The 12380-nt window shown below is 49.5% G+C and carries 12 protein-coding genes; all 12 read right to left on the reverse strand.

All coding sequences use genetic code 11. The annotated features are described in order from the left end of the window. Window positions 1-126 precede the first annotated feature (126 nt). The 12 genes from M3661_RS20705 to M3661_RS20760 all read right to left on the reverse strand — a co-directional run bounded on the left by M3661_RS20705 (window position 127) and on the right by M3661_RS20760 (window position 12373). The gene (locus M3661_RS20705) at window positions 127-687 is read right to left on the reverse strand and encodes an RNA polymerase sigma factor (RefSeq protein ID WP_065292378.1); all 561 of its coding nucleotides are present in this window, start codon (window positions 685-687) and stop codon (window positions 127-129) included. 304 nt (window positions 688-991) lie between these two features. Further along, window positions 992-1687 (reverse strand): ABC transporter permease, encoded by a 696-nt coding sequence (locus M3661_RS20710; protein WP_065292376.1) that lies wholly within the window; start codon window positions 1685-1687, stop codon window positions 992-994. Window positions 1688-1700: 13 nt separating this feature from the next. Next, window positions 1701-2606, reverse strand: a complete 906-nt coding sequence (locus M3661_RS20715) for a glycine betaine ABC transporter substrate-binding protein (protein ID WP_065292375.1) — start codon at window positions 2604-2606, stop codon at window positions 1701-1703. A 212-nt stretch (window positions 2607-2818) separates the two neighbouring features. Then, window positions 2819-3478 carry an ABC transporter permease gene (locus tag M3661_RS20720; protein ID WP_251488282.1) on the reverse strand — a complete coding sequence of 220 codons (660 nt, stop codon included), beginning with the start codon at window positions 3476-3478 and terminating at the stop codon, window positions 2819-2821. A 6-nt stretch (window positions 3479-3484) separates the two neighbouring features. Next, window positions 3485-4648, reverse strand: coding sequence for an ABC transporter ATP-binding protein (locus tag M3661_RS20725; protein ID WP_021256340.1), 1164 nt, complete (start codon window positions 4646-4648; stop codon window positions 3485-3487). Window positions 4649-4973: 325 nt separating this feature from the next. Continuing rightward, window positions 4974-5489 (reverse strand): DUF2179 domain-containing protein, encoded by a 516-nt coding sequence (locus M3661_RS20730; protein ID WP_021256341.1) that lies wholly within the window; start codon window positions 5487-5489, stop codon window positions 4974-4976. Between the two features lie 401 nt (window positions 5490-5890). Then, window positions 5891-7576, reverse strand: coding sequence for a cobyric acid synthase (locus tag M3661_RS20735; protein WP_083189321.1), 1686 nt, complete (start codon window positions 7574-7576; stop codon window positions 5891-5893). A 7-nt stretch (window positions 7577-7583) separates the two neighbouring features. Next, window positions 7584-8417 (reverse strand): adenosylcobinamide-GDP ribazoletransferase, encoded by an 834-nt coding sequence (gene cobS, locus M3661_RS20740; protein ID WP_065292374.1) that lies wholly within the window; start codon window positions 8415-8417, stop codon window positions 7584-7586. Next, window positions 8414-8983: a bifunctional adenosylcobinamide kinase/adenosylcobinamide-phosphate guanylyltransferase gene (gene cobU / locus M3661_RS20745; RefSeq protein WP_065292373.1), complete on the reverse strand. Its 570-nt coding sequence runs from the start codon at window positions 8981-8983 to the stop codon at window positions 8414-8416. Before cobU ends, cobS begins: the two co-directional genes overlap by 4 nt. Before the next feature lie 134 nt (window positions 8984-9117). Then, on the reverse strand, window positions 9118-10173 hold the full coding sequence (gene cobT / locus M3661_RS20750) for a nicotinate-nucleotide--dimethylbenzimidazole phosphoribosyltransferase (RefSeq protein ID WP_065292391.1): 1056 nt from the start codon (window positions 10171-10173) through the stop codon (window positions 9118-9120). 290 nt (window positions 10174-10463) lie between these two features. After that, on the reverse strand, window positions 10464-11333 hold the full coding sequence (locus tag M3661_RS20755) for an ABC transporter ATP-binding protein (RefSeq protein WP_175400545.1): 870 nt from the start codon (window positions 11331-11333) through the stop codon (window positions 10464-10466). Next, a complete protein-coding gene (locus M3661_RS20760) occupies window positions 11330-12373 on the reverse strand; it encodes a FecCD family ABC transporter permease (protein WP_028531710.1) in 1044 nt (347 codons plus the stop codon). Before M3661_RS20760 ends, M3661_RS20755 begins: the two co-directional genes overlap by 4 nt. Window positions 12374-12380 lie beyond the last annotated feature (7 nt).

Consider the following 12380-nt stretch of genomic DNA (forward strand, 5'->3'; position numbering starts at 1 on the left):
GTGGACTTACCCCTTTCTCGTCATTGTATGAGACCTTGTAATTGGGAGGAACGGAAGGTCTTATTACTAAAGACGCATCCACGATGACTTTTCTAACGAAAACAATATAAAATCTGATATTCAGCCTTACGACCATTTCTTTAAAAATTGATGTCGCAGCTTATTCCGCGCTCTGGCCAGACGTTGGCTGATCACTTGCTCGGATAAGTGCAACTCCTTGGACATCTCCTTATACGATTTATTCTCAAAATAATGCATTTGAAGCAGTCCCCGATAGTGGGACTTCAATTCCCATATTGCTTGATGCAGCAAGGAATCTCTCATTTTATTCTCTACTTTAATCGATATATCAGGTTCTGTAGAAAGCGAGGTTGGGTTCGCCATGTGCATCATGAACCCAGTTGGTTGGACATAGTGGCTTTTGTTTTTGCGAAGAACATCTAACGCAGCATGGCGCGCGACCTTTTTGACCCATGATCGTATAGCGGCAGGATGCTGCACACGATGGACATTAGCCAGCACCTTCATCGAGGCTTCTTGAATGACATCCTCCGTTAAAGAGCGATCTTGAACGATGGCATAAATGTCCGCATATACAAGCTTGCGAAATTGATAATAAACGTCTTCCTGCATCTCTAAATTCGCATTCTGTACATTAGAGTACAATTGAAGCAATGCTTGTCCCATTTTTGCTGTCCCCCGATCAAGTCATTGATATGGGGCGTTCTTGCTTCCGGTTGATCTGACTCGCTGCTTACAAGCTCGCCCGTAAAAGCAACCCAGTTCGTTTTGAGTATAACGCAATTATTCCAAAATGTAACAATAATATAAAGATATTCATGTTTTGTTCACATCCTAACTCTTCGTACCACATTCGTCCTGTCAGTTGGATCAGTCCATAAAAAGAAGCACCGATTCCCGGTGCTTCCTTCTCGATCATGCCTCGCAGCATGTATCGTTCAAATTTACTTTCATTCATCATGCGCTTGCCTTACTTCGAAGACGCGGCACCTTGCTTGGATCCTGAATTAGAAGTACGATGAGCGAAATTAAGCTTGCGCTGCAGCACACCGAATATGATATCAGCAACAATAGCGAGCAACGCCGCCGGGATCGCTCCTGCGTACAGTCGGAGCGGGTTCTGCCCGTTCAAGCCGGAATAAATCTCTCTTCCTAGTCCGTCGCCACCAACGAGTGGAGCAATGGTTGCAACCCCGATTGCAATGACAGCCGCGATGCGAAGTCCAGAAATAACATAGGGCAGTGCAAGTGGAAATCGCACCTGAAACAGCAGCTGCAAGGAGCTCATCCCAAGCCCTCGTCCCGCTTCCACGTAACTGCCGTTCACCTGCTTCAAGCCAACATACGTATTGCGTACAATCGGGTTCAAGGAATACAATAACAAGCCAACGACCACGGTCGTCGTTCCAAGTCCGAATACGAGCATTAACAGCACAAGCAGCGCCAGACTCGGCACGACCTGCAGCATGCTTGTCACGGCCAGAATGAACTTGGCCAGCTTCTCATTCTTGGAGCAGAGCACACCGAGAGGGATACCAATTGCGAGCGCCAGAACAATGCCGCCTAATACCATCATCACGTGCGTCACAAAATACTCCCACAGCATGCCGCTGTTCCTTCCCATGTAAGCCAGTAAATCTGCAATTGACCATTCGTAGTTACTCATCCATATCCTCCTCTCATTCGCCCTGCAATAGGCCGACTTGTTTCAAATAAGCTACCGCTACTTCCCGTTCACTCTTCTTCTCAATATCCACCTGATAATTGAGATCAATCATCGTCTTCTCATCGAGCGTTCCCAGAAGCAGTCCGATCACGTCATTCAGCTCCGGATGCTTCTCCAGCACATCCTTGCGAATCACTGGCGATGCATCATAAGGCGGGAAGAACTGTTTGTCATCCTGAATCGTGGTTAGATTGTATGCTTTCAACCGCGAATCTGTCGAATACGCAAGCACGATATCCACCTGATTGTTCGCCACCGCCTCATAGACAAGGCTCATCTCCATCGGGAACTCTTTTCCGAAGGCGAAGCCGTAGGTTCGTTGAAATCCTTTGTATCCATCCGCATCGCGCTCCAGCCATGTCGTATCGACACCAAGCCGCAGCTTGTCAGCATCCTTCGCTACATCCGAAATCGCCTTATACCCCTTCTCATCCGCCAGCTTCTTCTGGATCGTGAAGGCATACGTATTTTCGAAACCAAGCGGTTCATACCACTTAAAATCAAAATATTTATCGAAGCCCTCTTGAGCCTGCTTCAACACTTCCCCGCGATCTTTCGTTTCCTTGACAGGGAAGTGGTTGTTGAAAATCTCACCCGAATACAAGGTCGCCATCTGCACCTCGTTCTTCTTCATCGCATTGATAACAACGGGACTCGCCGCCAGATCCGGCAGCACTTTAACTTTGATATTTGTACGATCCTCAATAAGCGCCTTATACATCTCTGCAATAATCTTTGTTTCTGAAAATGTCTGGGTGCCGATGACTATCCGATTATCGGTTCCGCACGCGGACAACAATAATGTCATCACCAGCATAAGTGCAGTACCGCCAGCAGCCCATTTGTGTCGCATCTTCATCTGCGTGTCCTCCTTCATTCAGACGTTTAGCACAGCTATCCATGACAACTGACAATCATCTCCTGGAAGGTGTCAGTCTACCATTTACAGCTAACTCCGAACTCTCGGCAATTCTCACCTGTCTGACCGCAAAATTAGCAACAGACAAACAAATAAACCAATTGCCCTAGTACATTTCTCCGAACTGTCCACCCCGTTCACGTACGGCAAATTTATGCGGCCATGCTGCTCGTCCGTCCGAAACGGCGTGTCAGTGCTCGTTCAAGCCAGCCCAGCAATGCGTCAATGACGAATGCAAGTACGATGGCCCCAACAGCTCCCGCAACGATCAATTCCGGCTTATTTACGCCAAGACCGGATACGATAAGCTGTCCAAGACCACCTGCACCGATCAGTGCTGCAAGCGTGGCCCAACTGATAATATATACCGTCGTAATTCGTATCCCCGACATGATATAAGGAAGTGCCAGAGGGAGCTGTATGCGAAGAATGCGCTGCATCGTGTCGTACCCCATACCTCGAGCAGATTCCAGCACACCGCGGTCGACCGACTCGAAGCCATCGTACGTATTGCGCAGAATCGGCATAATGGAGTACAAGAACAAAGCAATAATCGCAGGCTTCATCCCAATCCCCATCAGAGGGATCAGAATAGCAAGCAATGCCAAGCTCGGAATCGTCTGCAACAAGTTCGCGCCGAAGAACACGATGCTGTTCACCCACTTCACGCGATTGTAGACGAGCAGCATTCCTAATGGAATTGCAACCAAGCAGCCAAGCAGCACGGAAGCTGCTGTAATCGTCAAATGTTCACGGAGTGCCGTAACGATGTCGGCACCGCGCTCCTGAAAGAATGCCCACCATTCATTCATCATCCGTTACGCCTCCTCCGCATATGCTTTGGCCAGCTTATCGACGACAGCTGGATATACCTCGGACAAGTGCTTGACGACGCTCCCCCGCGTAATGAGTCCTACAAGGGTTCCCGCATTGTCGATCACCGCTAAATTCGTCAAGCGATGATCATTCATGATGTTCAAGGCATCTGGCAGCGGCGTTCCCGCTGGTACCGAATAGCCAATTGGTTTCATGACATCCTTGACCGTCTTGCCTTCCTCGCCGTATTGATCGAGTACGTTGTAGATCGACACGATGCCTTGAAGCTTTTTGGCACGATCTACGATGAACAAGGAGTCTACCTTGCGATGCTCCATCATTTTAATCGCTTCAGCAAGACCGCGGTTCGGGAATGCCGTCGCTGGTGTTGTCACCATTACCTCATCTACAGTAGGAATCTCTATTGGGGACTCGCTCTCGAGACGCTTCTGTCCAATAAAGGTACGAACGAAATCATTCGCCGGATGCCGGAGAATCGCTTCCGGTGAGCCTGTTTGCACGACCACTCCATCTTTCATGAGTACGATGGTATCCGCGATTTTGATCGCTTCATCCATATCATGTGTAACGAAAATAATGGTCTTGTTGAAATCCTGCTGCAACCGAATCAATTCATCCTGCAATTGCTCACGACTGATCGGGTCAAGCGCACTGAATGGTTCATCCATCAGGATAACATCCGGATCTGCTGCAAAAGCGCGCGCCACACCTATACGCTGCTGCTGGCCGCCGCTCAACTCAGAAGGATACCGGTTGCGGTAAATTTCCGGATCTAGATTAACAAGACGCATCAGTTCGTCGACTCTAGGGTCGATCTTCTCTTTCTCCCACTTATTCAACCGTGGGACGACTGCAATGTTATTCCCAATCGTCATATGGGGGAATAAACCTATATTTTGAATGACATAACCAATGTTGCGGCGGAGTTCTACGGGGTTCTGCGACGACACGTCTTTGCCGTCAATGAGAATGGTGCCGCTGGAAGGAGTCATGAGACGATTAATCATCTTCATTGTGGTCGACTTTCCGCAGCCACTCGGTCCAATAAGAACGGTTAGCTCTCCCTTCTTGAACTCAAGATTGATGTCTTTCAACGCCTGAAAGCCATCCTCATACACCTTATTCACATGCTGGAATTGAATCATGCATCGCTCACCTCTTTTATAAGATTAGATAATATATTTCATAGCTATGAAAACGATGAAAACAATTATGTTTATTATTACATATATATTTTTTCATGTAAACTTTCATGCATTTTCCTGTTATCTAGACCTATGAAAAATCTATATATAAGTTAGACTTATAAATATATATTAACCACTGCCACATAAGTAAAAACAACAAAAAACCGCCCTTACAAAAAGGACGGTTTTATTATTTTCATTTGTGTTAAGCGATATACCCAATATAGCCAATAAACAGCACTGTTAATACGTACCCAAAAAAAAGACAAAGGCTCACTGCGACTTAACGCCGTGTCACCTTTGTCCAGAAGCCGCCATGCAGCTGTGATGGTTCAGATGTAATAATAAAAGCCTTTGGCTCCATATCGAGGATTGAAGCCTGGAGCTTATTCCGATTTTTGCGCCGTGACAGCACTTCGAGCATTAAGCGTTCGCCGTCTCGGCCGCTGCCGATCCATGTCGTTACTCCATAGCCGTGATCGCGCAAATGATTCGGAAGCTCACTGTGCGGGTTGTTGACAATTACTTTCAGCACGACATATCCAAGTGCAATTTTATCCTCGATCCATGACCCGACGAGGACACCAATACCGTAACCAGCCGCATACACAATCAAACTAATTGGCTCGTTCAAGTACTTCAGCACCATATTTAAGCCGAGCACGTAAATAATAATTTCTACCGTACTGATCGTTGCAGCCAAGTAGCGCTGCCCCTTCAACGTCAGAATCATCCGCAGCGTAAAAAAGGAGACATATACGATTTGGATCGTGAAAATGGCAATCAGTATCGTAAGCATACACGCAAATCCTCTCTCGCCTGCTAAGCAGTTGTACAGCAGCAATGGACCATGCTTCCGATGTCCATCAGCAGTGCATCAAGCAATGCAGCACCTGTACAGTACTTATAAAGCGCATCGTAATAAATTCAGTACCCTATCAAGGAAGCTTCGAAACGCCCTTCCCATGAATTGCTCAGTACAATGTCTAGAATCATTGCATGAACAAATCAACAGCCATCGTAGCCTTATGCAAAAAAAGAAGGACCTCGGCAACCATGTCCCGAACTCCCTTGATTGTAATGTCTTTAGTACGTCGAGGCAAGAGCAGAAGGCGATAGGGAAATCATTTCAAATTCGTGCATTCCCATCCTTCTCCTGCTGCTGTGTCCGATTGCTCCTTCGAATCCCCTCAGCTATACTCAATCCTCTGGATTATCTACTTGAAGAATGCGATACAGCACATCCATCTGCAAGTTGCTCCGCACCAAGTCAGCCAGCCGATCAAATGCATCCTCACGCTTCGCATTATAATTCAGTATCGTCGGGAGAGGGGTGAGCCCTTGCTTGAGACGCAGCCCGTTCAACCAGCCCCTGCGAAAGGCATCATTATGAAAAACACCGTGCATATACGTTCCAAATAGACGTCCTGATTCCGTTACACAGCCATCTGCTCCCCCATCGCCATCAAGCCTGAATAGGGGCTCAGCTTCAATGCCGGTGCCGGTATGTGTCGTGATCGTAGAACGCCCCATATGAATCTCATACCCTTCAACGGGAACTTGGTGCGTGGGTGTTCCAACGAGCTGCGATGCGCTCACGACACCCGATACCCGCTCAGTTCGCTTCTCGGCGGCAAATTCCGTAGCCAGTGGGAGTAAGCCTAATCCCTCCATGGTCGCTCCTGCCTCTGCCTCAGCTCCTGCTGGATCAGATAAATGCTGGCCAAGCATCTGATAACCGCCGCAGATACCTGCAACTGACCCTAGATGTTGTGCTGCGTAGTGCTGAACAGCTTCCGCCAATCCCGTGCTGCGCAGCCACTCAAGATCAGCCATTGTACTTTTGGTTCCCGGAATGACGATTGCATCGGGATTGCCCAGCTCCTCCGGCTTTCTCACATATCGAACGCGAACATCAGGCTCAGCTATTAATGGATCAATATCGGTAAAGTTTGAGATATGAGGCAAAGCCATTATGGCAATATCCAGATCATTTTCCGGTTCTGCCTTGCCTTTCCACTGTTCGAGAGCAACAGAGTCCTCTGCCTCAATATCGAGATCATTGGCGTAAGGAAGCACACCAAGTACCGGGATGCCTGTCCGTTCCTCCAGCCATTCGATTCCCGGCTGCAACAGCGACACATCGCCGCGGAATTTGTTAATGATGATGCCGCGAACTCGTTGTCGCTCATGCGGCTCCAGCAGCTCCAATGTCCCGACGATGAACGCGAATACGCCGCCGCGGTCAATATCCGCGACGAGGATAACTGGAGCATCTGCCCAGGCAGCCATGTTCATGTTCACAATATCATTATGCTTGAGATTAATTTCCGCTGGGCTTCCTGCCCCCTCCATGACGACAATATCATACTCATCGCGGAGCCTATTGACCGCGTCAACGACGATGCGCTTCGCCTCAGGCAGGAAGCTGGAGCGATAATCGCGAGCGCTCAAATTTTGATAGGGCTTGCCGTGTACGACGACTTGGGAGCTCATTTCCTGCATGGGCTTCAGCAGCACTGGATTCATATCCGTCGTCGCCATAACCCCGCATGCTTCGGCTTGCACGCCTTGTGCACGCCCTATCTCCTTGCCGTCAGGCGTTACGTAAGAGTTCAACGCCATATTTTGCGACTTGAACGGCGCCACCTTATATCCATCCTGCTTCAAAATGCGGCACAGCGCCGTGGTCACAACACTTTTGCCCACATCAGAAGCCGTGCCCTGCAGCATGATCGTCCGTCCGCGTCCGGGCTTACTTCGTTCGTTCTCTGCCTTAAAGATTCTCTTCTGACCAGCTTCTTCTTGATCCGAAACAGAGGCCAGCGCTGTCAAGGGCACCTTATCTCCTTGAGCAGGAACGTTGTTCTTCAACTGTTCATCCATCTCACGTTCACCCTTTCATTCCACACAAGAGCACCAGCAGCAGCATGAACACCATTTCTGTACATTCATTCAACGCGCCGTAAGTATCACCTGTCAGGCCACCGAGCTTCTTAGACAAGTATCGAGATACCGCCCATGCCGCTGCAACTCCTAACAGCAGCGAAGCAATGAGCAGCCACCAAGGCCAACCCGAGATAATCCCCGCTGGCATCGTCATCAGATAACTGATTCGAATCGGAAGCATCATAGCTCCAACAGCCACTGCAGTCAGCAGCCAAGCACAGCCATATGCTGCAGCCACATGATTCCGGTTGAGCCCTTGAAAATAACTGCCCAGCCCAGACTCAGCCCGTGCATACGGTTCATTGGTCATCGCCCATACCATAGCGGCACGCGACCAGATGAACGGAATGACGATCCAGACATTCCAGGCATTCTCGTCAAATAAGGCGGTAAGCAACGACCACTTCAGCAGCAGCATCAAGACGCATGCAATAACCCCCATCGCCCCAACGCGGCTGTCCTTCATAATCTCCAGCATACGCTCACGGGATCGGCTGCTGAATATGCCGTCCGCTGTATCCATCAGTCCGTCCATGTGCAGTCCGCCTGTAAGCAGAAGCATAAGCGCCAGCGTTACTGCCGCTGCTGGCCCTGTCGGAAGCAGCAATGCCAACCCAGCTCCTGCTCCCCACACAATCAATCCAATTACCCCGCCCGCGACGGGAAAGAACAAGGTGCTGCGCTTCAGCACCTCATTCGTGAATGGTACTTCCTTCGGGATTGGAATGCGGGTCAGGAACTGCATGGCAGCAATACACGCATGTACATATTGCTTCATAGCACAACCATCCTGCTCTTGAGCTCTATCGGAATCCCAGCCGTAACCAAATACACTTCGTCTGCAAGTGCTGCTATTCGCTGATTTAGCCGGCCCGCTGCATCGCGGAACACTCGTCCAAGCTTGTAGGCAGGCACAACGCCGCTGCCAACCTCGTTCGTTACCATGACGATGACACCATCACGCTGCTGAATACCTTGAAGCGCATGCAGAATGTCGCGAATACGGCACTCCAACTGTGCCTCCATCCGTTCCTCATCCTCCTGCTCTGCACGCAGAAGCTCATTGGACAGCCAGATCGTTAAGCAATCAACGAGCACTGTCGGCTGTCCTTCTTCACTCAACCAATCCGGGAGATCTAACGACTGGTTCACTGTGCTCCACGCGTATCCAGATGCCTCACGACTCGCCTGATGCAGCCTGATGCGCTCCTTCATTTCCTCGTCATGAGCTTCAGCGGTCGCAACATAGGTACCGCCCTGCGGGGACAACTTCATAAATAATCGCTCAGCGAACGTACTCTTCCCGCTGCGTGCTCCGCCTGTTACGAGTACAATTTTCCCCATGCTCACTCATCCTTGCTTCAAAATACTAGATTGAATATCCTAGTTTGACATCATACATGCATTCATCATGCTTGTTTGACTACGATAGTATTCTTGTTCACTTGGAGCCATAATCCCGGCATGCCAGCCCGCGATTACTCCTTATTGGTTACACCCGCCTCTGCGAATGTTGCCATCTCCCGCATAATCCGCACTGCAGCATCAATTAGCTGGAACATCAGCACACCGCCAGTCCCTTCGCCAAGACGCATCTGCACATGCAAGCAAGGATTCAGCTTCAGCTCAGACAGCAGCGCTGTATGCCCCCGCTCCTCTGACAAGTGCGAGCCAATAAGATAAGGCTGTACCGCCGGAGCTAATCGTACAGCAGCCAGAGCAGCCGCACTGGAGATAAACCCGTCTATCACAACCGGAACCTGATTCGCCGCCGCAGCTAGAATAACACCCGTAAGACCGGCAATTTCCAGCCCGCCTACCTTCGCCAATACATCCAATGCATCCTCATGATTCGGTGCATTGATTTCAAGCGCTTGCCGTACCACATTGCATTTATGCTTCCACTGCGCGTCGCCGATGCCTGTCCCATGGCCTACTGCCTCTTCAGGCTCCATTCCAGTAAATGCACACAGCATCGCCGCGCTCGCCGTTGTATTTCCAATGCCCATCTCCCCTGTCGAGAACAGGCGGTATCCTTCGCGAACGTACTGCTCCACAATATCAACGCCTACTAGAATCGCAGAGATTGCTTCCTCTCGCGACATAGCAGGCCCCTTCGCCATATTCGCCGTTCCTTTACGCACCTTGCGCGATACAAGCTTCGGATCGTCCAAGTCCGCATTGACACCGATGTCGACACATACCACGTCTGCACCAGCTTCGCGCGACAGAACATTGACCGCAGCTCCGCCACGGAGGAAATTATACACCATCTGCGGTGTCACTTCGGATGGGAATGCGCTAACGCCTTCCTCACATACTCCATGATCGCCAGCCATGACAATAACGGCCTTCTTCTCGAATTGTGGTTTAACCTCTCCTGTAATACCTGCAACTTGAATCGCAACCTGCTCGAGTACTCCCAAGCTTCCCGGCGGCTTCGTCAATTGATTTTGATGTTCAATGGCAGATTGGATTGCCTGCTCATCCAAGGGCTTAATTTGTGCGATCAGTTGATTCAATCGTTCATTCATGCTGCTCATCTCCGTTGTCAAATTGATTTTCATGTGTTCAAGCTTGTGTTCATAGATGTGCATATAGTTGTATTCATTTCTTAGTTCTGTTCTTAAATGTGCAAATGATTGTTTTCAGTTCTTAGTTGTGATCTTAGATCCGTGCACAGATTGTGGTTCTTTCTGACTATGACTCCTATCCACTCTTGTTCCATGCAACATCCACTATATTCATCGTTATCGATTTTCAAGCGGAATGCTATAAATTTCGTTATTGCAAAACTACAGCAACTTATGCTTTCCAGGGCCGTCTATAACCCTAGCTTCGGTCGAATAAGAATCTGAGGGCGGCCCGTATCGGGATGCGGCACAACCGTCGTCTCTGTGGCAAAAATACGTGACAGCAGCTCCGTAGTCATGATCTGCTCAGGTGTGCCTTCAGCAGCAATGCCGCCTCCATGAATGACAACAAGCCTATCGCAATATAAAGAAGCCAAATTCAAATCATGGAGCACGGATACGACCGTCAACCCGCAATCCTGCTGCCACTCCCGAACAATATCCATAAATTGCACCTGATAATGAATGTCCAAATACGTCGTCGGCTCATCCAGCAGGACTACAGAAGGGGATTGCACCATTAATTTGGCCAATGCCGTTCGTTGGCGCTGCCCGCCGCTAATCCGATCAAGCGGATAGTCAGCCAGCTCCGTCAGTTGCAGCTTCTCCATAATCCGGTCTACAATCTCTCCACTATCCTCGGATTCTGATCCAAGCCATGATTGAAATGGGAAACGTCCCATCTCAACCACTTCGCGCACCGTAAATCCAAGTGGCGGAAGCGCTTCCTGCTGCAGCACTGCCATCATCTGAGATAGTGCTCTACGCTTATAGGTACCCAGCATTTGACCAGCAAGCTGTATAGAGCCAGAAGTAGGTCGATCCACTCCTGACAACAAAGACAGAAGCGTGGACTTGCCACTACCGTTCGGACCAATGATGCCAACCCACTCCCCAGACTCCACAGCGAAATCCACATCTTGCAGCACATGCTTCTCACCGTAATGCTTGCTCAGTCCTTGAACCTCAATGATGTTGCCCTTCTCCATTTGAATAGCATGATTGCTGCTCTCTGCATGATCTAGATTTGCTTTCGGAAGATGTTCTATTCGCTGTGTCATGACCATTTCCCCCGTTTCGCTCGCTTATTGCGCATAAGCAAGTAGGCGAAGAATGGCGCACCTAGAAACGCGGTTACAACCCCAAGTGGGATTTCTGTCGGTGCGAATGCCGTACGGGCAATCGTATCTGCCCACATCACATATATCGCTCCCCCAATTGCTGAGAGCGGTATCAAATATCGATAATCAGGGCCTACAATTAAGCGCAGCAGATGCGGAACGACTAATCCGACAAAGCCGATGACGCCGGAGACAGATACGGCAGCTGCCGTAATCATCGTTGCCGTCAGCAGCACTACCCATTTCGTCCGCTCTACATGAAGTCCGAGATGCGAGGCCTGCCGCTCACCTAATGCAAGCAAATTAAGCGGTCTTGCATATGCAATAAGAATAACAATGCCAATTGCCAAATAAGGAGCGAGCACCACTGTATAAGACCAGCCTCGCATCGCCAAACTGCCCATCACCCAAAACAAAATCTCATTGATCGTCTGATTTGTCATGGCTACAAGAAAGGAGACGATGGAGCCGAGAAAGGCTTGCATCACGACTCCAGATAAGATCAGTGTCTCGATTGGAATCTTCCCCTGCTCACTGGCCAGCTTAATGACGAACATTAGGGTCGCTACCCCTGTAGCGAATGCAACGACAGGAATCGTCCATTCGCCGAACAGCGAATACTGCAAACCGAAGTAAATAAGGAATGCGGCTCCAACAGAAGCCCCTGAAGATACCCCTAATGTATACGGATCTGCCAACGGGTTGCGCAGCACTCCTTGAAATGCAGTACCTGCGACCCCAAGCGCCGCCCCTACGAGCATTGCCAATAGAACTCGTGGGAAGCGTACCTTCATCATAATTTGCGCGGAAGCGTCATCCCATGTGACCGGTATGAACTGATCCAGCCCTGGAATATGATGAAGAAGAATTTGAGCAATTTCCCCCATTGGCATTTGTACAGAGCCTACAGCAAGACATCCTACAACGGACAAAAGGAGAAGCGCAATACCCGCTCCTCCATACCAACCCATTTTATTCATCGATTTC

This window comes from Paenibacillus sp. MER 180, assembly GCF_023713665.1.
In the GTDB taxonomy this organism is placed as follows: Bacteria; Bacillota; Bacilli; order Paenibacillales; family Paenibacillaceae; genus Paenibacillus_B; species Paenibacillus_B suaedae.

Excerpts from the sequence above, each read along its gene's own strand:
- M3661_RS20705 (WP_065292378.1), bottom strand. The coding sequence starts at position 687 with ATGGGACAAGCATTGCTTCAATTGTACTCTAATGTACAGAATGCGAAT.
- M3661_RS20710 (WP_065292376.1), bottom strand. The coding sequence starts at position 1,687 with ATGAGTAACTACGAATGGTCAATTGCAGATTTACTGGCTTACATGGGA.
- M3661_RS20715 (WP_065292375.1), bottom strand. The coding sequence starts at position 2,606 with ATGAAGATGCGACACAAATGGGCTGCTGGCGGTACTGCACTTATGCTG.
- M3661_RS20720 (WP_251488282.1), bottom strand. The coding sequence starts at position 3,478 with ATGAATGAATGGTGGGCATTCTTTCAGGAGCGCGGTGCCGACATCGTT.
- M3661_RS20725 (WP_021256340.1), bottom strand. The coding sequence starts at position 4,648 with ATGATTCAATTCCAGCATGTGAATAAGGTGTATGAGGATGGCTTTCAG.
- M3661_RS20730 (WP_021256341.1), bottom strand. The coding sequence starts at position 5,489 with ATGCTTACGATACTGATTGCCATTTTCACGATCCAAATCGTATATGTC.
- M3661_RS20735 (WP_083189321.1), bottom strand. The coding sequence starts at position 7,576 with ATGGATGAACAGTTGAAGAACAACGTTCCTGCTCAAGGAGATAAGGTG.
- cobS (WP_065292374.1), bottom strand. The coding sequence starts at position 8,417 with ATGAAGCAATATGTACATGCGTGTATTGCTGCCATGCAGTTCCTGACC.
- cobU (WP_065292373.1), bottom strand. The coding sequence starts at position 8,983 with ATGGGGAAAATTGTACTCGTAACAGGCGGAGCACGCAGCGGGAAGAGT.
- cobT (WP_065292391.1), bottom strand. The coding sequence starts at position 10,173 with ATGAATGAACGATTGAATCAACTGATCGCACAAATTAAGCCCTTGGAT.
- M3661_RS20755 (WP_175400545.1), bottom strand. The coding sequence starts at position 11,333 with ATGACACAGCGAATAGAACATCTTCCGAAAGCAAATCTAGATCATGCA.
- M3661_RS20760 (WP_028531710.1), bottom strand. The coding sequence starts at position 12,373 with ATGAATAAAATGGGTTGGTATGGAGGAGCGGGTATTGCGCTTCTCCTT.